The sequence below is a fragment of the Streptomyces sp. NPDC017991 genome, assembly GCF_044328075.1.
Taxonomy (GTDB): domain Bacteria; phylum Actinomycetota; class Actinomycetes; order Streptomycetales; family Streptomycetaceae; genus Streptomyces.
Window position 1 is genome coordinate 718445 of sequence record NZ_JBIRGP010000004.1, and the last position, 20905, is coordinate 739349.

Consider the following 20905-nt stretch of genomic DNA (forward strand, 5'->3'; position numbering starts at 1 on the left):
GCGGACGATCCGCGAGGCGCTGGCGGGACCGCACGGGCGGGGCGCCCTCAAGGGGCGCGGGGAACTGCGCGCTCAGCCACGACGGACCTGCAGGCAAGCGAACAGGGCAGCCCCCTCAAGGGGCGCGGGGAACTGCGCGCCCAGCCACGGCGCACCCGCGGACGATCCGCGAGGCGCTGGCGGGACCGCACGGGCGGGGGCGCCCAAAAGGGGCGCGGGGAACTGCGCGCCCGGCCACGGCGGATCCGCAGGCGAGCGGACAACGCGGCACCCCCGCAGCGTATGGCGCCGCGAGCGCGCCCCACCGCCCACCCCTGCCCCCAGCGGCAGCGCTCACGTACGGTTGGCAGCATGACGAGCATCCGTGGTGCCGAGATGGTCGACTGGAATCTCGCGGTGGCGACCGCGACCCGACTCGTACGGCCGGGCCCAGAGGTGAGCCGCGACGAGGCCAGGGCCATCGTCGCCGAGCTGCGCCGGCATGCAAAGGCGTCGGAGGAACACGTCCGCGGCTTCACGAGGATGGGCGGGGACGACCTCCACGACACCCCCGTACTCGTCGTCGACCGCCCGGGCTGGGTCCGGGCGAACGTCGCCGGGTTCCGGGAGATCCTCAAACCGCTGCTCGACAAGATGCAGGAACGTCGCGGCAGCACCCCGGGCGGAGCCGTCCTCGGCGCCGTCGGCGGCAAGGTCACCGGCGTCGAGCTGGGCATGCTGCTGTCCTTCCTGTCCTCCAGGGTGCTGGGCCAGTACGAGACGTTCGCCCCGGCCTCCCGGGAACTGCCCGCCGGGCAGAACGGCGGCGGCAGGCTCCTCCTGGTGGCGCCGAACATCGTGCACGTGGAGCGCGAACTCGACGTCCAGCCCCACGACTTCAGGCTCTGGGTCTGCCTGCACGAGGAGACCCACCGCACGCAGTTCACGGCCGTGCCCTGGCTGCGCGACCATCTTGAGGGTGAAATCCAGTCTTTCTTGGGGGAGACCGAGGTCGACCCCATGACCGTCCTGGAACGCGTCCGCGAGGCCGCCCAGTCCCTCGCGGGCAGCCGCCCCGAGGGCGAGGAGGGCGACGAGGCCCGCTCCATCGTCGAGATCGTGCAGAGCCCCGCCCAGCGGGAGATCCTCGGCAGGCTCACCGCGGTGATGTCACTCCTGGAGGGCCACGCCGACTTCGTGATGGACGGCGTCGGCCCCGCCGTGGTCCCGTCCGTCGCCGAGATCCGCGAGAAGTTCCAGCAGCGGCGCGCCCGCGGCGCCTCCCGCCTCGACCTGGCCCTGCGCAAACTGCTGGGCCTGGACGCGAAGCTGCGCCAGTACCGGGACGGCGAGCGTTTCGTCCGCGCGGTCGTGGACGAAGTGGGCATGGACGGCTTCAACCGCGTGTGGACCTCGCCGAACACACTTCCCACCAAGTCGGAGATCGCCAAACCGGCGGACTGGGTCGCGCGGGTGCACCGTAAGGCAGAGTCGTGAATTGAATTCGGCCGACGGCAGGTGAACGCCCCTCCAATCACCCGTCCGAGGGACCGTGAGGCATGGGTAGGCGTGCAATGCTCGGGGAACGGCCCGGTTCTGTCACCATCGAGACACTCTGAGTGACCGAACCCGGGCTCACCCCCCGACAATTTCATGAAGGGAACCGGACATGGGTCCCCATCCTGCGGTCGCGGCGATACGCCTGGCGGTCCGCCGCGTACTCCATGACGTCCTCACCGATCACGCCCCCGAACGCGCCCCCGATCAGGCCCCCGATGCGCCCTCGCGCGCGCCGCTCGTGCTGGTCGCGTGCTCCGGCGGCGCCGACTCCATGGCGCTCGCCTCCGCCCTCGCCTTCGAGGCGCCCAAGCTCGGCATCCGCGCCGGCGGCGTCACCGTGGACCACGGCCTGCAGTCCGGGTCCGACCTGCGCGCCGACGAGGTCGTCCTGCGGCTCACCGAACTCGGACTGGCCCCCGCCGAGTCCGTCGCGGTCACCGTCGGCCGGGACGGCGGCCCCGAAGCCGCCGCCCGCGACGCGCGGTACGCCGCCCTGGACGCCACCGCCGAGCGACACGGCGCGACCGCGGTCCTGCTCGGCCACACACGCGACGACCAGGCCGAAACCGTCCTGCTGGGCCTCGCCCGCGGCTCCGGGACGCGCTCCCTGTCCGGTATGGCCGCCGTCTCCGGCGGGCCGGGCGCCGACCGCCGCTACCGCCGCCCCTTCCTGCACCTGGACCGGCAGACCGCCCGCAAGGCGTGCATGGTCCAGTCGCTGCCCGTCTGGGACGACCCGCACAACGCGGATCCGGCGTACACCCGCTCCCGGCTGCGCCACGAGGGACTGCCCGCCCTGGAGAAGGCGCTCGGCAAGGGCGTCGTCGAAGCACTCGCCCGTACGGCCCAGCTGTCCCGTGACGACGCCGACGCCCTCGACGCGTGGGCCGGCCGGGCCGAGGCCTCCGTACGCGACGCGGCGGGCCTCCTGGAGTGCGCCAAGCTGTACGCCCTGCCGCCCGCCGTGCGCCGCCGCATCCTGCGCCGGGCCGCCATCGAGGCCGGGGCGCCCGCCGGTTCGCTGTTCGCCCGGCACATCGAGGAGATCGACCGGCTGATCACCGGCTGGCGCGGCCAGGGAGCCATCAACCTCCCGGGCAAGGTCGTCGCCCAGCGGCAGGGTGGCAGACTGGTGATTCGGCAAGGCTGAAAAAGAGTCGCCCCTCGGGCGGTGACTCCCCCGGAGGGCAACCCCTTCGGGGAGCGGCCCCTCTTCGCCGAGGGGCCGGGAAGCAGCCGGTGGGACGACCGAAAGTGATGCGGGTGGACGCGAAAGACCTGGGCACCGACCTCCAGTCGGTGCTCATCACCAAGGAAGAGATCGACGCGAAGCTGGTCGAGCTGGCCGCGAAGATCGACGCGGAGTACGCGGGCAAGGACCTGCTCATCGTCGGTGTCCTCAAGGGCGCCGTGATGGTCATGGCGGACCTGGCCCGGGCCCTGTCCACCCCCGTCACCATGGACTGGATGGCCGTCTCCTCGTACGGCGCGGGCACCCAGTCCTCCGGAGTGGTGCGGATCCTCAAGGACCTCGACACCGACATCAAGGGCAAGCACGTCCTGATCGTCGAGGACATCATCGACTCCGGTCTGACGCTGTCCTGGCTGATCTCCAACCTCGGCTCCCGCGAGCCCGCGTCCCTCAAGGTGTGCACGCTGCTGCGCAAGCCCGAGGCCGCGAAGGTCGCGATCGACGTGGAGTGGGTCGGCTTCGACATCCCGAACGAATTCGTCATCGGGTACGGCCTCGACTATGCGGAGAAGTACCGGAACCTCCCGTTCGTCGGTACGCTCGCGCCCCATGTCTACGGCGGTTGAGGCACCCTGGACGGGTGATCCCCCTGACAAGGGCCCAGCCCCTGTAGGACGGCCGGGAACCCCAGAGGGTTTCGCGCCGTTGGAGCATACGTAGACGGGGCTTGTCAGCCGGACCGAGCAGCTTCCGGTGGCAATGCTGGGGTACCGTCCGAAGAACAGTCTTATCAAACTCACTATGGCAGGAGGGACGGGGCGGCACCGCTCCGTATGGATGGACGTGAAGCGATACTTCCGTGGGCCGGTCATGTGGATCGTGCTGGCCGTCCTTGCCGTGGTCGTGTTGATGCAGGTCGTCGGCTCGTCCGGCGGCTACAAGACGGTGGACACCGGCCAGGTCGTCCAGGCGATCAGTGACAACAAGGTCAAACAAGCCAAGATCACAACCGGCGACGAGCAGGTCATCAAGGCCGAGCTCAAGGACGGCGAAAAGATCGAGGGCAGCTCGAAGATCCAGGCGAGCTACATCGGCGACCAGGGTGTGAACCTGGCCACGACCCTCCAGGACAAGTTCCAGAACAAGCAGATCCCGGACGGCTACACGGTCTCGCCGACCAAGCAGAACGCTTTCGTCGGCATCCTGCTGTCCCTGCTTCCCTTCGTCCTCATCGTCGTCGTCTTCCTGTTCCTGATGAATCAGATGCAGGGCGGCGGCTCCCGGGTCATGCAGTTCGGGAAGTCCAAGGCGAAGCTCATCACCAAGGACACCCCGAAGACGACGTTCGCCGATGTGGCGGGCTCGGACGAGGCGGTCGAGGAACTCCACGAGATCAAGGAGTTCCTCCAGGAGCCGGCGAAGTTCCAGGCCGTCGGCGCCAAGATCCCCAAGGGCGTCCTCCTGTACGGGCCTCCCGGTACGGGCAAGACCCTGCTCGCGCGTGCCGTCGCGGGCGAGGCGGGCGTCCCCTTCTACTCGATCTCCGGTTCCGACTTCGTCGAGATGTTCGTCGGTGTCGGTGCCTCGCGAGTGCGTGACCTGTTCGAGCAGGCCAAGGCGAACGCCCCGGCGATCGTCTTCGTGGACGAGATCGACGCGGTCGGCCGCCATCGCGGCGCCGGCCTCGGCGGCGGTCACGACGAGCGCGAGCAGACGCTGAACCAGCTGCTCGTCGAGATGGACGGCTTCGACGTCAAGGGCGGCGTGATCCTCATCGCCGCGACGAACCGTCCGGACATCCTCGACCCGGCCCTGCTGCGCCCCGGCCGCTTCGACCGCCAGATCGCGGTCGACCGCCCGGACATGCTGGGCCGTCTGGAGATCCTCAAGGTCCACCAGAAGGGCAAGCCGGTCGCGCCGGACGTCGACCTGTCGGCCGTCGCGCGTCGTACGCCGGGCTTCACGGGTGCGGACCTGTCGAACGTGCTGAACGAAGCCGCGCTGCTCACCGCACGCAGCAACCTGAAGCTGATCGACAACAACATGCTGGACGAGGCGATCGACCGTGTGGTCGCGGGCCCGCAGAAGCGGACCCGGATCATGTCGGACAAGGAGAAGAAGATCACCGCGTACCACGAGGGCGGACACGCCCTGGTCGCGGCGGCCTCACCGAACTCCGACCCGGTGCACAAGATCACGATCCTCTCCAGAGGCCGTGCTCTCGGCTACACGATGGTCCTGCCGGACGAGGACAAATACTCCACGACCCGCAACGAGATGCTCGACCAGCTGGCATACATGCTGGGCGGGCGCGCGGCCGAGGAGCTCGTCTTCCACGACCCGACCACGGGCGCTGCGAACGACATCGAGAAGGCCACGGCAACGGCCCGCGCGATGGTCACGCAGTACGGCATGACCGAGCGCCTCGGCGCCATCAAGTTCGGCGGCGACAACACCGAGCCCTTCCTGGGCCGGGAGATGTCGCACCCGCGTGACTACTCGGAAGAGGTCGCCGCGCTCGTCGACGAAGAGGTCAAGAAGCTCATCGAGAACGCGCACAACGAGGCCTGGGAGATCCTGGTCGAGAACCGCGACGTCCTCGACGCGCTGGTGCTCCAGCTGCTGGAGAAGGAGACGCTGAGCAAGGAGCAGATCGCCGAGGTCTTCACTCCCCTCATCAAGCGTCCGGCCCGTCCCGCGTGGACCGGCTCCTCCCGCCGCACCCCGTCCACCCGCCCGCCGGTGCTCTCCCCCAGGGAGCTGTCACTGACGAACGGGACGAACGGATCCGCCCCCGCGATCACCTCGAAGGCCAACGCATCCGCCGAGGCCCACCCGGTGACCGAGACGGCCCCCGAGGACCGCACCGAGAGCTGACGGCACCCTGGCTCCCGGCGCCCTCACCAGGCCCGGAATGCATGCCGCGCCCCCCAGGTTCTAGCCTGGGGGGCGCGGCATCTTCGTATGCCCGATCGAGAGGCGCGCGGTTCGCGCGTGTGAGAGGCACAGGAACGAGGCACGAGATGACCGACCCCGTGAGGCTGGACGGCGAGGGTGTGATCGGCGACTTCGACGAGAAGCGCGCCGAGAACGCCGTACGAGAACTGCTGATCGCGGTCGGTGAGGATCCGGACCGGGAAGGGCTGCGGGAGACGCCGGGGCGGGTCGCCCGGGCGTACCAGGAGATCTTCGCGGGGCTGCGGCAGCGGGCCGAGGACGTCCTGACGACGACGTTCGACCTGGGCCACGACGAGATGGTCCTCGTGAAGGACATCGAGGTGTTCTCGACCTGTGAGCACCATCTGGTGCCGTTCCGGGGGGTGGCGCATGTGGGCTACATCCCGAGCACGTCCGGGAAGATCACGGGCTTGTCGAAGCTCGCCCGGCTCGTGGACGTGTACGCGCGGCGGCCGCAGGTGCAGGAACGGCTCACCACGCAGATAGCGGAATCGCTGATGGGGATCCTTGAGCCGCGCGGGGTGATCGTGGTGGTGGAGTGCGAGCACATGTGCATGTCGATGCGCGGTATTCGTAAGCCCGGGGCCAAGACGATAACTTCTGCCGTTCGTGGGCAGTTGCGGGATGCGGCGACGCGTAACGAGGCCATGAGTCTGATCATGGCTCGTTGAGTTGCTCGCTCCCGCGAGGGGGGCGGGGGCTGCCGCGGCTTGGTGGAACGTGCGGGTTCGTCGTGGCTGGTCGCGCAGTTCCCCGCGCCCCTGAAGGGCGAAAGACATAAAGACTGCGCCGTTCCCCGCGCCCCTCGGGGAGGGGCTGCGCCCCCCCGTGGCGTGGGGTTAGGCCGGGGCCGTGTTGCCGTTCGTGTCGTCGTCCTCCGGGAGTTTGCAGACTCGTTCCAGGAAGAAGGCGGCCGCTATGACGGCGAGGCCTGCCAGGACCGAGAAGCCAGCGTAGATGGCCTGGTCGCGGCGGGCGGGGATGTCCAGCGACTCCAGCAGGAACGCGCCCGTGCCGCCGTACATCCCGGCGACGAGGGCCGCGACCAGCGCGCTTGCCTGGCCGAAGACGACCGCGCGGGCGGCCATCAGGGGGTCGACCCCCTTGGCGCCGGCCACACGCTCGCGCTGGGCCTTCAGCCGGGCCCGCAGGGAGAGCGCCGTGGCCAGCAGGACCACGGCGATCAGAGCCAGGACGATGGGGGCCGCGAGGGGCACCCGGGGCAGCGTGCCCACCGAGTTCCACAGGCGGGCACCTGCCCAGGACAGCACCCCGGCCACGAGGAACACCGCGGCCAGCGTCCTGATGCGCAGCTCTTTCACTCAGTCCCTCTCACGATGGTGTGTCCTGACGCGTCTTGACCTTAACGACTAATCGGGCAGCTGGAGTTCCAGGTCGGCCCGGGGCGCGACACCCTCCCGGGTGACCGCGGCGAGCAGCTGTGCCACGGGGCCGCGGCCGGGCAGCTGGGCCTCGGGCTCCACGTCGTTCCACGGGGCCAGCACGAACGCCCGCTCGTGGGCGCGCGGGTGGGGGAGGGTCAGCGTCGGATCGTCGGCGACCACGTCCGCGTACGCCACGATGTCGACGTCGATCGTGCGGGGGCCCCACCGCTCGTCCCGTACCCGGTGGAAGGCCTCCTCCACCGCGTGGGCCCGCTCCAGGAGCGAGGACGGGGGGAGGGTCGTCTTCAGGACGACCACCGCGTTGAAGTACGACGGCTGGCTGTCCGCCGCCACGCCCCACGGTTCGGTCTCGTACACCGGGGAGACCGCCTTGACGCGGACGCCGGGGGTGTCCTCCAGGGCGTCGATGGCGCCCTGGAGGGTCTCCAGGCGGTTGCCGAGGTTCGAGCCCAGGGAGATCACTGCCCGCTTGGGGTTCTGCAGGGTCGAGTCGGCGGCGTCCACCTGTTCCACCACGGAGGCGGGCACCGGCTGTACGGTCGGGTCGCTCTGGCCCTCGGTGAACGCTGTCATGCACGGCTCCGGATGATGGTGACGGTCACGTCGTCGAAGGGGACCGTGATCGGGGCGTCCGGCTTGTGGACACACACCTCGACCTCCTGGACCCCGTCGTGCTTCAGACAGGTCGTGGCGATCCGCTCGGCGAGGGTCTCGATGAGGTTCACCGCGTCGCCCTGGACGACGGCCACGACCTCCTCCGCCACGATGCCGTAGTGCACGGTCTTCGTGAGGTCGTCGTCGGCCGCGGCGGGCCGGGTGTCCAGGCCCAGGACGAGGTCCACGATGAAGGTCTGGCCCTCTTCGCGTTCCTTCGGGAAGACGCCGTGGTGCCCACGGGCCCTGAGGCCGCGCAGCGCGACACGATCCACGCGAATCACTCCTGCAATCGTCGACGGTGAGGGCAGCCGGTCCGCCGTGTGCGGGCGGTGCGCCGACCTGGAACGAATCTACCCGCGGGCACTGACACGGCCGGTCGGCCGGGCCACGGGGCCGGCGCCACGATCACCAACGTACTACGACGATGATCGGCCGCCCGGGCTGCCTCGGGGCCTCGGCGGGCCCCAGCAGGGCCCCTGCAGTGCCTCGGCGGGCCTCAGGGGGTCGGTTCGTCCGGTTCGTCGTCGTCGGTCTCGGCGAGGACGGGCGAGGCGTGGTGCGACCAGAGTTTCCAGCCCTCCGAGGTGCGGCGGAACACGTTCGTGGCGACGACGAGCTGGCCCACGAGCGGCCCCAGTTCGTCGCTGTCCTCGGGCGGGGGGCCGCCGCTGAGGATGTTCTCCGTGCAGGTCACCAGCGCGGTGTCACCGGTGACCGAGACGTGCACGTCGGTCAGGAAGAACTGGATGTACTCGGTGTTCGCCATGATCAGCGCGTACGACCGCAGGACCTCGCCGCGGCCGTTGAGGACCGGCCAGCCGGGGTGGACGCAGGAGATCTCACCGGCCTGCGCGGGGTCGTGGTACTCCTCGTCCCGGCCCAGGTCGGAGGGCGTCAGCCAGAGCGAGGACAGTTCCTCGAAGTCGCCCTGTTCCAGCGTCTCGTAGAAGGCCGTGTTGGCGAGTTCGACCTGTTCGACGTCCGTGTGCGGGGCGCTCACCGGGCTCCCTCGCCGGTCGCGGCTGCCCGGGCCGTCCGGTCTCCCTCCGCGGTGCGGGCGCCCTCCACGGCCCGGGCGACGCGGACGGCGTCGGCGGTGGCCCGTACCTCGTGGACGCGGACGGCCCACGCGCCCTGGTGGGCGGCGAGCGCGGAGACCGCGGCGGTGGCCGCGTCACGCTCCCGGGCGGGCGGTGGGGCGCCCTTTGGGCCCGCCAGTACGCGGCCGAGGAACCGCTTGCGGGACGCCGCGACCAGCAGGGGGTGGCCGATCTCCCGGAGACGGTCGAGGTGGGCGAGGAGGACGAGGTCGTGCTCGGCCTCCTTGGAGAAGCCGAGGCCCGGGTCGACGACGACGCGGTCCGGGGCGATACCGCCCGCCAGAACGGCCTCCACGCGCGCGTGGAGCTCGTCGACCACTTCGGAGACGACGTCCTCGTACGACCCCCGCACGGTGCTGCCCTGGAGGAAGCCGCGCCAGTGCATGACCACGAAGGGGGCGCCCGCGGCGGCGACGGCGGGGATCATCGCCGGGTCGGCGAGGCCGCCGCTGACGTCGTTGACGAGTGCGGCGCCCGCCGCGAGCGAGCGCTCGGCCACGGAGGCGCGCATGGTGTCGACGGACACCGTGACGCCCTCGGAGACGAGGCCGCGGACGACCGGTATGACGCGCTTGAGCTCCTCCGCCTCGTCGACGCGGGCGGCGCCGGGGCGGGTGGACTCGCCGCCCACGTCGACCAGGTCCGCGCCCTCCGTGACCAGGTCGAGGCCGTGCTTGACGGCGGCGGTCGTGTCGAAGAACCGGCCGCCGTCCGAGAAGGAATCGGGGGTCACGTTCACGACGCCCATGACCGCGCAGCGGTCCCATGCCGGGAGCCCTGACACCTGCCCTCGCCCGCTCATCTTGCTCATACCGTCCAGCCTAGGCCCAAGGGAGTGGGTCACCCCTCACGGCCGCAGGCCTGCCAGGACCGGCCGCCGCGCGGCACGGGGGTGGGCGTCGCGAGGCGGCCGGGGCTCGGTGGGGGCGGGGCTCGATGGGGGTCGGGGGCGCTCAGGCCGCCCGTACGTCGCGTTCCGCGAGTGGGTGGGCGCACGGGCGGGGCGCTTTCGGGCGGCGGCGCAGGACGCGCGGCAGGGCGAGGCTCACGAAGCCCTCGGCCTGCAGGGCGGCGAGGCTGATGCGGGGCAGGTCGCGGGAGGTGCGGTAGACGACGAAGCGGGGCTCCCAGCAGGGGCGGAACTTGGCGTTGAACTTGTAGAGCGACTCGATCTGGAACCAGCGGGACAGGAACACCAGCAGACCGCGCCAGACCCGCAGGACCGGGCCCGCGCCGATCTTCTCGCCGCGTGCCAGGGCCGCGCGGAACATCGCGAAGTTCAGCGAGACGCGGCTGATGCCCAGGCGGGGCGCTGCCTGCAGGGCCGCCACGATGAGCAGTTCGTTCATGCCGGGGTCCGCCGCGCGGTCGCGGCGCATGAGGTCGAGGGAGACTCCGTCCACGCCCCAGGGGACGAAGTGGAGTACGGCCTTCAGGTCGCCGTACGGGCCGGGTTCGGCGTCCGCCTTGTGGGCCGTCGCGACGAGGCAGTCACCGTCCGCCGGGTCGCCGATGCGGCCGAGCGCCATGGAGAAGCCGCGCTCGGTGTCCGTGCCGCGCCAGTCCTCGGCGGCCCTGCGGATCCGGTCCAGCTCGCCCTCGCCCAGGTCACGGATGCGCCGTACCCGGGTCTCGTAGCCGGCGCGCTCGATGCGCTTCACCATCTGGCGCACGTTGCGCATCGCGCGCCCGGCCAGGGAGAAATCCGCGACCTCCACCACCGCCTCGTCGCCCAGTTCGAGGGCGTCGAGGCCGGTCTCGCGGGTCCAGACCTCGCCGCCGGTCTCGGAGCAGCCCATGACGGCGGGCGTCCAGGAGTGGGCCGTGGCCTCGTCCATGAAGCGTTCGATCGCGCCGGGCCAGGCCTCGACGTCACCGATCGGGTCGCCACTGGCGAGCATCACGCCGGAGACGACGCGGTAGGTGACGGCCGCCTTGCCGCTGGGGGAGAAGACGACCGCCTTGTCCCGGCGGAGCGCGAAGTGGCCGAGCGAGTCCCGCCCGCCGTGCCTGTCCAGGAGGGCGCGCAGGCGCACCTCGTCGTCCTCGGTGAGGCGGGCGGCCGGGTGCTCGGGGCGGAAGGCCAGGTAGATCGTGGTCACGGCGGTCAGCAGGCCGAGCGCGCCGAGCGAGAAGGCCACCGTCCAGGACGTGGTGCCCGTGTAGTCGAGGGGCCCCTCCAGGCCGAACAGGCCGTACAGCACATGGGCGATACGGTCCGCGAGGCTCGGGTCGCCGATCATCCGGTGCGGGTGGGCGCTGACGACGACCAGGCCGAGGACGAGCGAACCGGCGCCCATGAGAACGAAGTTGGCGAGCGCCCGCCAGCGGCTGCGCGGGTCGGGCAGCGCCGTGAACTCGTCCCGGTGGCGCAGCAGCGGGACCAGCAGCGCCATCGAGATGATCACGCCGACGAGCGAGTGCCGGTACGTGAACTGGGCGAGGGCGCCCGCCGGGAGCAGCCCCACCGCGGCCCGCCACGCCCGCCGCTTGCGCCGGCGCAGCCCGTGGGCCAGGAGCAGCAGCAGAACACCCGTACTGAGCGACAGGGCGGCGGCGAACGGCCCGAGCGCGCCCGGCAGTACCTCCGCGAGCGTGTGCATCCGGCTGTGGCGGAAGCGCGGGAAGACACCCGCGGCGATGTCCAGGACCCCCACGAGCGTGCAGGCTCGGGCGACCCAGGCGGGGACGGCCTCGGGAGGCGGACCGTGGAGGACGCGGCGCGGACCGCGCGGGGCGCCGCCCGGACGGCCGAGTGCGCCCCGCGGCCGGTCCGTTCGTTCCGGAACGTCGCCCGACTTTTCCCCATCTATCCTGACAGACATCGCATCCCGTGGTTCTGCGAGAGACCTTGAATCCGGTGCCAATCCGGCATCCGGCGACATTGCGCCCTCTAGGACGGTGTCTTGAGGAGCCAGGTTCACTCCCTTCCGGAAAACCGCTCCAAAGGGAAAGGAAAGACCGGGGCAAGCCGCCGTGAAGGCAGCGGTGCGGCCACCGGTCGGAAAGCGCAGGCAGGAACAGCTCATGGGACTCACGAGCAAGAAGGTGCTGGCACTGGTGGTCCTGGCCGCCGTGCTGCTGTTCGTCGGCACGGTGTGGTGCTGGCCGCTGCTCGCGCGCCGCGACTGGCGTGCCGTGTCGGGGCGGATCGCCCTGCTGACGGCCACTCAGTTCGCGGTCTTCGCATCGGTCGGCCTCGGCGCCAACCAGGCCTTCGGCTTCTACGCGAGCTGGGCCGACCTCCTCGGCCGGGAATCCGGACAGGGCGTGGTGGTCGACCACGATCCCGGGGACGCGGCCGGGCAGCTCCGAGTGGTCGGCACCCGGCAGGTCAACGTGTCCGGCGGGGCGCGGCCGCAGGTCGGCGGCCGGCTCCAGAAGGTCGAACTGGTGGGCAGGCGGACGCACATCGCCAGTCCCGCGTACGTCTATCTGCCGCCGGAGTACTTCCAGCCGCGGTACCGCACCCGTACGTTCCCGGCCGCTGTCGTGCTCACCGGCTATCCCGGCACCGCGGAGGCGCTCGTCAAGGGCCTGCACTATCCGCAGACCGCCCACGCGCTGGCCAAGGACGGCCGGATGCAGCCGATGATCCTGGTCATGATGCGGCCGACCGTCGCGCCCCCGCGCGACACCGAGTGCGTGGACGTCCCCGGCGGGCCGCGGACCGAGACGTTCTTCGCCCGGGACCTCCCCGACGCCGTGTCACATCACTACAGGGTGGGCGGAAGGCCCGACAGCTGGGGCATCGTCGGTGACTCGACGGGCGGCTACTGCGCGCTGAAACTCGCGATCCACCACCCGGGGACGTACGCCGCCGGGGCGGGCCTGTCCCCGTACTACCGGCCGCCGTCCGACCCCACGACGGGCGATCTCTTCCACGGGGACCAGGAGTCGCGCGACAGCGCCGACCTGGTCTGGTACCTCAAGCACCGGCCCGCGCCCGACACCTCGCTGCTCGTCAGCAGCAGCAGACAGGGCGAGAGCAACTACCGGGAGACGCTGCGGTTCATCGACCTGGTCGAGGCGAGGAAGCCGACCCGGATCTCGTCGATCATCCTCGACAGCGGCGGCCACAACTTCAACACCTGGCGGCGCGAGATCCCGGCGACCCTCCAGTGGCTCAGCGGGCGGCTGAGCGACCGCTGACCGATCGCTGACCGGCTGCCGAACGGCCGTCGGTCATGGTTTCCGACGATGGCTGTACGCGAATACGCCGCGAAGTCCGCTGAATTCACCGGCCGGAAGATTTTCGCGGATCTCCGGAAGTGTGGTGGCAAGACCGGGGATCCCGTCCGTCGGCGAATGCGCGGAGCTTGATCGAGAAGTGGCGGAGCGGCCACGCGGGAACCGGCCTCGAATAGGCGGACGGCGGGTGAACGGCGCGGGACCCGTGCGGCTGCTGGTGGCGGGCCCAAGTGGCGTTCCGGAAGGGGCCGGTGCGGGGATTGTCCGGTGAAGGGGCGGTGAGAAGGTTTCGGTGTGGCTGCGTTTTTGCCCCGCGGGGCACCATCATTCGCCTACGCGCGGTAAGTTTCTGGCCATGCCACGAGGACGTCACCGCCATTCCCCACCTCTGCACCGGCTGTTGCCCCCTTCGGCGATCGCCGGCGTATCCGTCGTCTGCGCCGTGGGGCCATGGCTGTTCTCCGAACCGACGGTGCTCCGAGGGCTGGCCGCGGGCGCCGCGCTGACGGCTGTCGTGGGCGCGGTCGTCATGCGCCGCTGGGACGCCTCGGCGGGCAGGCGTGTCGCGGATCTCGCCCGCGGGCGCGCGAGCGACGAGTGGCGTCACGAGGAGCGGGTCGCCGAACTGGAGAGCGACCTCGACGAGTCGCGCGAACTCCGTACGAAGCTGGAACAACGGCTGCGCGCCAAGCGTGCCGAGCTGGCCGGGCTGCGCAACGAACACGCCGCGCTGCTGAGGCGGTACGCCACGGCGGAGACCGAGCGGGCGACCGCGCTGGAGGGCCGCCGGCTCCTTGAGATAGAGGCCGCTCCGGCCCCGGAGGCCGCCGACACGGCTTCGGCGGCCGAGGAGACGGGCCCCGAGGGGTCCGCCGACACCGCTCCCGAGGCTGCGGTGCCCGAGGCGACGACGGCGACGGTCCAGGCGGCCCTGGCGGCGTCCTCCGCGGCCTCGGTCCTCTATGTGAAGGCCAACTCGGCGCTGGACCGCCTCCGGGGGGCCCGCGACGGCGTCGCGGCCGAGGACGCGGCTCGGGCGGACGACTCGGAGGCCTCGAAGGCTTCGGACGCCTCGGACGACGACGGGTCCACGGCCGAGTCCTCCACGGTCGGGTCCGGGGACGACACCGCCGTCGAGGCCGTCCCGGAGGAGTCCGGCTCGGTGCGGGCCGACTCGCCGATGGACGCGTCCATAGCCGCCGAAGCGGAAGGCGACACGGGAGCCGACGCGGGAGTCGTGGCCGGTCCGGCGCAGGCCGGCGCGGTCGCGAACAGCACGACCCCCGACGACCCGGCCCCGGAAGACCCCGACACCGGCGGCCCCGCGCCGACGACGCCCCCCAAGGGCGGCCCGGCCAAGCGGACTTCCGCGAACGGCGGGGCCCGGAAGGGTTCGCCGTCGCCGGGCGGCCCCGGCAAGGGCGCGCCCAGGCCGGGCGGCTCCCCGAAGGCCGCCGCCGCTTCCGCGACGGGCGGCGCCGTGACGGCGGCGCCGGCGAAAGGCGACACCCGCCAGGAGGGCGAGGCGCTGGGGAAGCCCGAGGCGGTCGTCGGGCACGAACGCACGGCCGCCGCGACCGTCCCGAGGCCCGCGCAGTCCGCCGGGACCGAGAACGTACGGCCCCCCGCGCAGCCCGCCGGGACCACGCAGTCCGCCGGGACAGTCCGGCCCCGAGCCCGGTCCGGCGCCGTCGGAGTGACGTCCCTGCAGTCCACCGCGACCCGCACGGCGTCCCGGCCCGCGCCGGACACCGCGCACGCCCCGGCGCCCGAATCCTCGCCGGGCAGCGCCCTCGCGCGTCCCACCCCGTCGGAAGTGGCCCGCGTACAGCAGCCGCCCGCGGCCGAAGCGGGTCCGTCGCCGACGAGCGCTGAAGCGCTGACGCCCGCCGCGCGGCCCGCGCGCCGCGCCGGACACTTCACCGTGCCGACGGCCGTGGCGGTCGCACCGGCCACGCCCGTGCGGCGCCCTTCCGTAGAGGGCGGCTTCGACTTCTTCGGTACGCAGAAGGGCGCGGAAGCGCTGGAGGCCGTGCAGAACGAGGACCTCGCCGACGTGGTCGGGCAGGAGGCGCTCGCGCTCCACAAGGCCGAGGCCGAGTCCGGCTTCAAGCCCGTGGGCGAGGAGTCGCGCGGTGTCGGCCAGGTCATCGACCTGACCGCGCACGACGAGACGGAACAGATCGACCTGACGGGACTGCGGAGCGCGGTCTCCTAGAGGTCTCCCGACGGTTTCCTCGAAGCGGGGTCTTCTCAAAGAAGGCGCGGTTCTCCGAGGCAGGTCAGGTCAGGACATCCAGCGGTCCGGCCCGGCCTCGCGCCGGCCGGTCAGCGCACGGTCCGCCTGCGCGTACAGCAGCTCCGCAGCCTCCGAGGCGTCCCGCAGCCGGGCCGTCACGGTCTTGTTGGCCCCGGTGTCCACCCGGACGTCGGCGAGCCCCTGGCGGCGCTGCCACGGCCCCTGTTCGAGGCGCACGCTCTGCACCTTCGCGTGCGGTACGAGCGAGATGCTGCGGCGCAGCAGCCCGTGCCGGGCCACGAAGACGGTGTCGGTCACGGCGATCCCGTAACCCCGCCACCAGAACGGCAGGCACCGGCCCGCCCGGCGCGGGGGGCGCGCGAGGGTGCTCGGTACGGTCACGCCCGGCAGCACGCGCGCGATGACCGACTCGGCGATCTCGCGCGGGGCGACCGGTACGAGTACGGAGTTGGACGAGCCCGCCACGTCCAGCTCGATCCGGACCCAGCCCCGCCGCCGCCACAGGAGCGGCTCGACGATGTGGAGGGTCTGGACGCGCCCGGGCGGCACGGTCTCGTGCGTACGGTCGAGCAGTCCGTGGTCGATGCGCAGTCCGTCCGGCGACTCGCCCACGGTCCAGTCGTACTCGGCGACGAACCGGCCCACGCTGCTCGCGCCCGCCGCGCCGAGCAGCGGCAGCGCCGTCGCGAGCACCGTCCACACGCTGTGGGTGGCGAACCACAGCAGCGGCGGTACGACGAGTGCGGCGGCCAGCGTCCCCCAGGTGGCCCCGGTCAGGACGAGCGAGACGGCGAGGACCCTGGCCGGTACGTGCAGCAGTCGGCGCACCGGTGCCTCGCCCACCTCGTGCACGGTCTCGGGGGCGAAACCGGCGGCGCGGGCGAGCAGTTCGGCCCGTAGTATCCGGGCCTCCTCCTGGCCCAGATAGGCCAGCTCGTCCTTCTTGTCGGTCCCGACGACGTCGAGTTTGAGCTTGGCGACACCGGCCACGCGGGCCAGCAGCGGCTGGGTGACGTCGACGGCCTGGATCCGTTCGAGCCGGATGTGCGCGGTACGCCGGAACACCAGGCCCGTACGGATGCGCAGTTCGGTGTCGGTCACCGAGAAGTGCGTGAACCACCAGCTCAGGAAGCCGTAGAGGGCAGCCCCCAGGACGGCCGCGGCGAGCGTGGCCAGCAGGACGGTCGTCGTGAGCCGCATCAGCTGCCGCTGCGCCTGGTCGGGATCGTGCACGGCCCATCCGGCGATCACCGCGACCGGCGCCCACGCGCGCCGCAGCGGAGTCACGGGATGCAGCCGCCGCTCGCGCGGCACCGACTCCCCGGCCGGCGCGGATCTCCCCACCGGCCCGGCCTCGGTCCGTATGCCCTGTACGTCCTTGGGGGCGTTCGGTGACGTCGTCACAGCCCCGCCGATCGGGCCTCGCCCAGCTCGGTGAGCCGGTCGCGCAATCGTTCCGCCTCCGCCGGTACGAGCCCGGGGATACGGGCGTCCGTCGCCGCGGCGGCCGTGTGCAGCTGCACACTCGCCAGCCCGAAGTGCCGCTCCACGGGACCGGAGGTCACCTCGACCAGCTGCATGCGCCCGTACGGCACGACGGTCTCCTCGCGCCACAGCACACCCCGGCTGATCAGCAGGTCGTCCGCGCGCTCGGCATAGCGCCAGGAACGCCAGTTGCGGCCCAGCATCGGCCAGCCCCACAGCAGCGCGGCCGCCGGCAGCAGTGCGAACGCCGCCCAGGCGGGCCCGGCGAACAGACCGAGCAACACTCCCGTGGCGAGGGCCAGCAGCCCCAGCCACACCACCAGCAACAGCCGTCGCATCCTCAGCAGCCCCGGCGGCAGCGCGATCCACACCGGCTCGTCCGCCGGTCGCCCCGCTGCCCGCCCGGCCGGCCCGCCCGCTGTCTGCCCCGCGTTTTCCGAGGTCCCCGTCTCCATGCAGCAAGCGTACGTACGACACACTGTCCGCATGACTCCTACGGCGGGTCCCACGGAGACCACAGTCGGTATCGGCGGCGCCGCGGAGAGCACCGACATGGTGCTCAACATCGGGCCCCAGCATCCGTCCACCCACGGCGTACTCAGGCTGAAGCTCGTCCTGGACGGTGAGCGCATCCAGCACGCGGAGCCGGTGATCGGCTACATGCACCGCGGCGCGGAGAAGCTCTTCGAGGCGCGCGACTACCGGCAGATCATCATGCTGGCCAACCGCCACGACTGGCTCTCCGCGTTCTCGAACGAGCTGGGCGTGGTCCTCGGTGTGGAGCGGATGCTCGGCATGGAGGTGCCTCAGCGCGCGGTATGGACCCGCACGCTCCTCGCGGAGCTGAACCGGGTCCTGAACCACCTGATGTTCCTCGGGTCGTACCCCCTGGAACTGGGCGGGATCACCCCGATCTTCTACGCGTTCACCGAGCGCGAGGAGCTCCAGCACGTCATGGAGGAGGTCTCCGGCGGGCGCATGCACTACATGTTCAACCGGGTGGGCGGCCTCAAGGAGGACCTGCCGGCCGGCTGGGCCACGCGCGCGCGGGAGGCCGTCTCCGGAGTGCGCTCCCGCATGGACCGGTTCGACGGCCTGGTGCTCGGCAACGAGATCTTCCGGGGGCGGACACGCGGGGTCGGAGTGCTCTCCCCCGAGGCGGTGCACGCCTACGGGGTGAGCGGTCCTGTCGCGCGCGCCTCCGGTGTCGACTTCGACCTGCGCCGCGACGAGCCGTACCTCGCGTACGGGGAACTCCAGGACACCCTGAAGGTCGTCACACGCCAGGAGGGTGACTGCCTGGCCCGTTTCGAATGCCTCCTGGAGCAGACCCACAACGCGCTCGACCTCGCGGACGCCTGTCTGGACCGGCTCGCGGAGCTGCCGCCCGGCCCGATCAACCAGCGGCTCCCCAAGGTCCTGAAGGCCCCCGAGGGCCACACGTACGCCTGGACCGAGAACCCCCTCGGCATCAACGGCTACTACCTCGTCAGCAAGGGCGAGAAGACCCCGTACCGGCTGAAGCTGCGTTCGGCCTCGTACAACAACATCCAGGCGCTCACCGAGCTGCTGCCGGGCACGCTGGTCGCGGACATGGTGGCGATCCTGGGGTCGCTGTTCTTCGTGGTGGGGGACATCGACAAGTAGCACTCGTCGGCGGCAAGTAGGGCTCGTCGACCGGAACAGCCCTCTACGTAGAGGGCTGTTCCGGGTCCGGGTGAGGGAGGGGGCCCGGGAGGGGGTCCGGGATGCCGACCGGCTGCGTCAGCCAGCCGAAGTCGCCCAGGCCGCCCCGGGCGGTCAGCTCGGCGGCCTCGCCCGCGCCCGCCAGGGCCCGTACGTAGGCCGCAGGGTCCGTCGAGGCCAGGGCCAGGGACGGCCGCTCGCCGCTCACGCCCAGCATCCGCAGCGCGTCCCGCTGGCTCAGCAGCCGGCCGCCGGGCAGGGCGCACGCGTCCAGCGCCACATGGGCGGTGATGTCGCAGGAGCCGTCCGGCACGGGGGCCGTCTCCCGGCCCTCCCTGAAGCCCGTCAGCGTCCCGAAGGGCGGCCGTGCGCCCGCGCTGTGCCCGTAGTCGACGGCGACGGCCAGACCACGGCCGAGAGCGGCCACGGCGGACGCCCAGGCGGTGTCCCTGGGGAGACCGATCTCGGCCCGCAGACCTTCGACGGGTGGCGGGCCGCCGGTCGTGTGCGTGAGCGGCCACCACCTCTCCAGCCAGCGCGCGTCCGCGCCCCCCACCGGCTCCCCGGGGCACTCCGTCCCGTCCGCGTCCACGAGGACCAGGCGGGGCACCCCGCGCGCGTCCACCTCGACCTCGTCCACCGGCACGTTGTCGAGCCACTCGTTGGCGAACAGGAGGCCCGTGACGCCCGGCGGGGGCTCCGGGAGCCACTCGATCCGGTGATCGAGTCCGGTGGGGCGGGCGGCGCGCTCCACCGCGTACCCACGCGCGCGGGAGGCCACTTCGGCGGGGAGCGCCCTCAGGACGGCACTCACGAGTTCGCCCCGGCCCGCGCCCAGGTCGACGAAGGCGAGTTCGGCGGGGTGGGCGAGGGCCTCGTCGACGAGCCGCAGCAGCCGGGCCACGGCCCCCGCGAACAGCGGTGACGCGTGCACCGAGGTGCGGAAATGGCCCGCGGGACCCTCCGGCCTGCGATAGAAACCGCGGGGCCCGTACAGCGCTTCCTCGGTCGCCGGGCGCCACCCGCGCATCCCGCCCGCCGCCTCACGCTCCACTGCGCCCACCCCTGTTTCCCTCGCTGTCACCGCGCCAGGCTAAGCGCCGAGTTCGCGGCGGCCTCCACCTTGGGGAGTACAAGCACCGGTTACGGATCGACCCTCCGGTTGACCCCTGCACACAGCACGCTTCCCTACGCTGGGTTACGTGCAGCGCCTCTATGATTTTCTCCGCAGGCACCCGACATGGGTCGACGGCTTCTGGGCCGTCGTCCTGCTCGGGATCTCGGTCGCGAGTGGAACGTCCGGGCAGGAGAATTCCGACTCCGGGACCGACCATCTGGCCGTCGTCCTTCCGATCACCCTGCTGCTCTGCCTGGTGATCGCGCTGCGCAGGCGGCTGCCCGAGTCGATGCTGATCCTCGCCGTCTCCATGGGCGCGGCGCAGCTGGTGCTGGACATGCCGCTGGTGCCGGCCGACTTCGCGCTGCTGGTGATCACCTACACGGTCGCCTCGAACGGCACCCGCTGGGCGTCCCGGCTTGCCCTCACGGCGGGTCTGCTCGCGGCCCCGCTGGCGCAGCTGCGCTGGCCGGAGGAGCACCAGAGCGCCGCGGGGCAGGTGGCGATAGTGATCTTCCAGACGGTTCCCTTCGCCCTCGCCTGGGTCCTCGGCGACTCCCTGCGGACCCGCCGCGCCTACTTCGCGCAGCTGGAGGAGCGGGCCGCGCGGCTGGAGAAGGAGCGCGAGGCGCAGGCCAAGGTCGCGGTCGCGGCCGAGCGTGCCCGGATCGCCCGCGAGCTGCACGACGTCGTCGCGCACAACGTCTCGGTGATGGTGGTCCAGGCGGACGGCGCGGCGTACGTTCTCGACTCCGCCCCGGACCAGGCCAAGAAGGCTCTGGAGATCATCTCCGGGACGGGACGGCAGGCGCTCGCCGAGATGCGACGCCTCCTCGGGGTGCTGCGCACCGGCGAGCACCAGGAGTCCGGCGAGTACGTGCCGCAACCCGACGTGGAGCAGCTCGACGACCTGATCGAGCAGTGCCGCGGCTCCGGTCTCCCCGTCGACTTCAAGATCGAGGGCACTCCGCGTCCGCTGCCCAGCGGCGTCGAGCTGACCGCGTACCGCATCGTGCAGGAGGCCCTCACCAACACCCGTAAGCACGGGGGGCCGAACGCGGGAGCGAGTGTGCGCCTGGTCTACTTCGACGACGGCCTCGGCCTGCTCGTCGAGGACGACGGCAAGGGCGCCCCGCACGAGCTGTACGAGGAGGGCGGGGTGGACGGCCAGGGCCACGGCCTGATCGGTATGCGCGAGCGCATCGGCATGGTCGGCGGCACCCTGGACGCCGGGCCGCGTCCCGGCGGAGGTTTCCGCATCAGCGCCCTGCTTCCGCTCAAGCCCGCTCACTGACACGTGCCCGCCCGCGAAGA

At 71.8% G+C, this 20905-nt stretch carries 18 protein-coding genes; 9 read left to right on the top strand and 9 right to left on the bottom strand.

All coding sequences use genetic code 11. From position 1 onward, the window contains the following. The first annotated feature begins 351 nt into the window (after positions 1-351). From ACH4DZ_RS15985 to folE, 5 genes are all read left to right on the top strand, one after another. A complete protein-coding gene (locus ACH4DZ_RS15985; RefSeq protein WP_398287669.1) occupies positions 352-1476 on the top strand; it encodes a zinc-dependent metalloprotease in 1125 nt (374 codons plus the stop codon). Positions 1477-1648: 172 nt separating this feature from the next. Beyond that, the gene (gene tilS, locus ACH4DZ_RS15990) at positions 1649-2689 is read left to right on the top strand and encodes a tRNA lysidine(34) synthetase TilS (protein WP_398287670.1); all 1041 of its coding nucleotides are present in this window, start codon (positions 1649-1651) and stop codon (positions 2687-2689) included. A 107-nt stretch (positions 2690-2796) separates the two neighbouring features. Beyond that, complete coding sequence (gene hpt / locus ACH4DZ_RS15995) at positions 2797-3357, top strand: hypoxanthine phosphoribosyltransferase (protein WP_189773346.1); 561 nt, start codon at positions 2797-2799, stop codon at positions 3355-3357. A 211-nt stretch (positions 3358-3568) separates the two neighbouring features. Next, positions 3569-5608, top strand: a complete 2040-nt coding sequence (ftsH, locus tag ACH4DZ_RS16000; RefSeq protein WP_398287766.1) for an ATP-dependent zinc metalloprotease FtsH — start codon at positions 3569-3571, stop codon at positions 5606-5608. A 146-nt stretch (positions 5609-5754) separates the two neighbouring features. Then, a complete protein-coding gene (gene folE, locus ACH4DZ_RS16005; protein ID WP_398287671.1) occupies positions 5755-6360 on the top strand; it encodes a GTP cyclohydrolase I FolE in 606 nt (201 codons plus the stop codon). A 168-nt stretch (positions 6361-6528) separates the two neighbouring features. On the opposite strand, the gene ACH4DZ_RS16010 is transcribed toward folE, so the two are convergent. From ACH4DZ_RS16010 to ACH4DZ_RS16035, 6 genes are all read right to left on the bottom strand, one after another. Continuing rightward, positions 6529-7011: a DUF3180 domain-containing protein gene (locus tag ACH4DZ_RS16010; protein ID WP_398287672.1), complete on the bottom strand. Its 483-nt coding sequence runs from the start codon at positions 7009-7011 to the stop codon at positions 6529-6531. A 48-nt stretch (positions 7012-7059) separates the two neighbouring features. Continuing rightward, a complete protein-coding gene (gene folK, locus ACH4DZ_RS16015) occupies positions 7060-7668 on the bottom strand; it encodes a 2-amino-4-hydroxy-6-hydroxymethyldihydropteridine diphosphokinase (RefSeq protein ID WP_398287673.1) in 609 nt (202 codons plus the stop codon). Then, entirely contained in the window at positions 7665-8024 is a 360-nt protein-coding gene (folB, locus tag ACH4DZ_RS16020; protein WP_107022331.1) for a dihydroneopterin aldolase, read from the bottom strand. The genes folK and folB overlap by 4 nt, the downstream gene beginning before the upstream one ends. Positions 8025-8248: 224 nt before the next feature. Then, positions 8249-8752 (bottom strand): nuclear transport factor 2 family protein, encoded by a 504-nt coding sequence (locus ACH4DZ_RS16025; RefSeq protein ID WP_398287674.1) that lies wholly within the window; start codon positions 8750-8752, stop codon positions 8249-8251. Then, entirely contained in the window at positions 8749-9663 is a 915-nt protein-coding gene (gene folP, locus ACH4DZ_RS16030) for a dihydropteroate synthase (RefSeq protein ID WP_398287675.1), read from the bottom strand. The genes ACH4DZ_RS16025 and folP overlap by 4 nt, the downstream gene beginning before the upstream one ends. A gap of 142 nt (positions 9664-9805) precedes the next feature. After that, entirely contained in the window at positions 9806-11677 is a 1872-nt protein-coding gene (locus ACH4DZ_RS16035; RefSeq protein ID WP_398287676.1) for a phosphatidylglycerol lysyltransferase domain-containing protein, read from the bottom strand. Between the two features lie 202 nt (positions 11678-11879). Between ACH4DZ_RS16035 and ACH4DZ_RS16040 the strand changes: the two genes are divergently transcribed. Together ACH4DZ_RS16040 and ACH4DZ_RS16045 are read left to right on the top strand one after the other, a co-directional pair. Further along, complete coding sequence (locus ACH4DZ_RS16040; protein ID WP_398287677.1) at positions 11880-13004, top strand: alpha/beta hydrolase; 1125 nt, start codon at positions 11880-11882, stop codon at positions 13002-13004. A gap of 394 nt (positions 13005-13398) precedes the next feature. After that, positions 13399-15261 (top strand): hypothetical protein, encoded by a 1863-nt coding sequence (locus ACH4DZ_RS16045; protein ID WP_398287679.1) that lies wholly within the window; start codon positions 13399-13401, stop codon positions 15259-15261. A 69-nt stretch (positions 15262-15330) separates the two neighbouring features. On the opposite strand, the gene ACH4DZ_RS16050 is transcribed toward ACH4DZ_RS16045, so the two are convergent. Together ACH4DZ_RS16050 and ACH4DZ_RS16055 are read right to left on the bottom strand one after the other, a co-directional pair. Next, positions 15331-16647 (bottom strand): PH domain-containing protein, encoded by a 1317-nt coding sequence (locus ACH4DZ_RS16050; RefSeq protein ID WP_398287767.1) that lies wholly within the window; start codon positions 16645-16647, stop codon positions 15331-15333. Between the two features lie 56 nt (positions 16648-16703). Then, positions 16704-17243, bottom strand: coding sequence for a PH domain-containing protein (locus ACH4DZ_RS16055; RefSeq protein WP_398287680.1), 540 nt, complete (start codon positions 17241-17243; stop codon positions 16704-16706). Between the two features lie 31 nt (positions 17244-17274). Here ACH4DZ_RS16055 and ACH4DZ_RS16060 point away from each other — a divergent pair, with 31 nt between their 5' ends. Then, complete coding sequence (locus tag ACH4DZ_RS16060; protein ID WP_398287682.1) at positions 17275-18435, top strand: NADH-quinone oxidoreductase subunit D; 1161 nt, start codon at positions 17275-17277, stop codon at positions 18433-18435. 43 nt (positions 18436-18478) lie between these two features. On the opposite strand, the gene ACH4DZ_RS16065 is transcribed toward ACH4DZ_RS16060, so the two are convergent. After that, complete coding sequence (locus tag ACH4DZ_RS16065) at positions 18479-19504, bottom strand: SAM-dependent methyltransferase (protein WP_398287768.1); 1026 nt, start codon at positions 19502-19504, stop codon at positions 18479-18481. Between the two features lie 172 nt (positions 19505-19676). Here ACH4DZ_RS16065 and ACH4DZ_RS16070 point away from each other — a divergent pair, with 172 nt between their 5' ends. Then, positions 19677-20885, top strand: coding sequence for a sensor histidine kinase (locus ACH4DZ_RS16070; RefSeq protein ID WP_398287683.1), 1209 nt, complete (start codon positions 19677-19679; stop codon positions 20883-20885). Positions 20886-20905 lie beyond the last annotated feature (20 nt).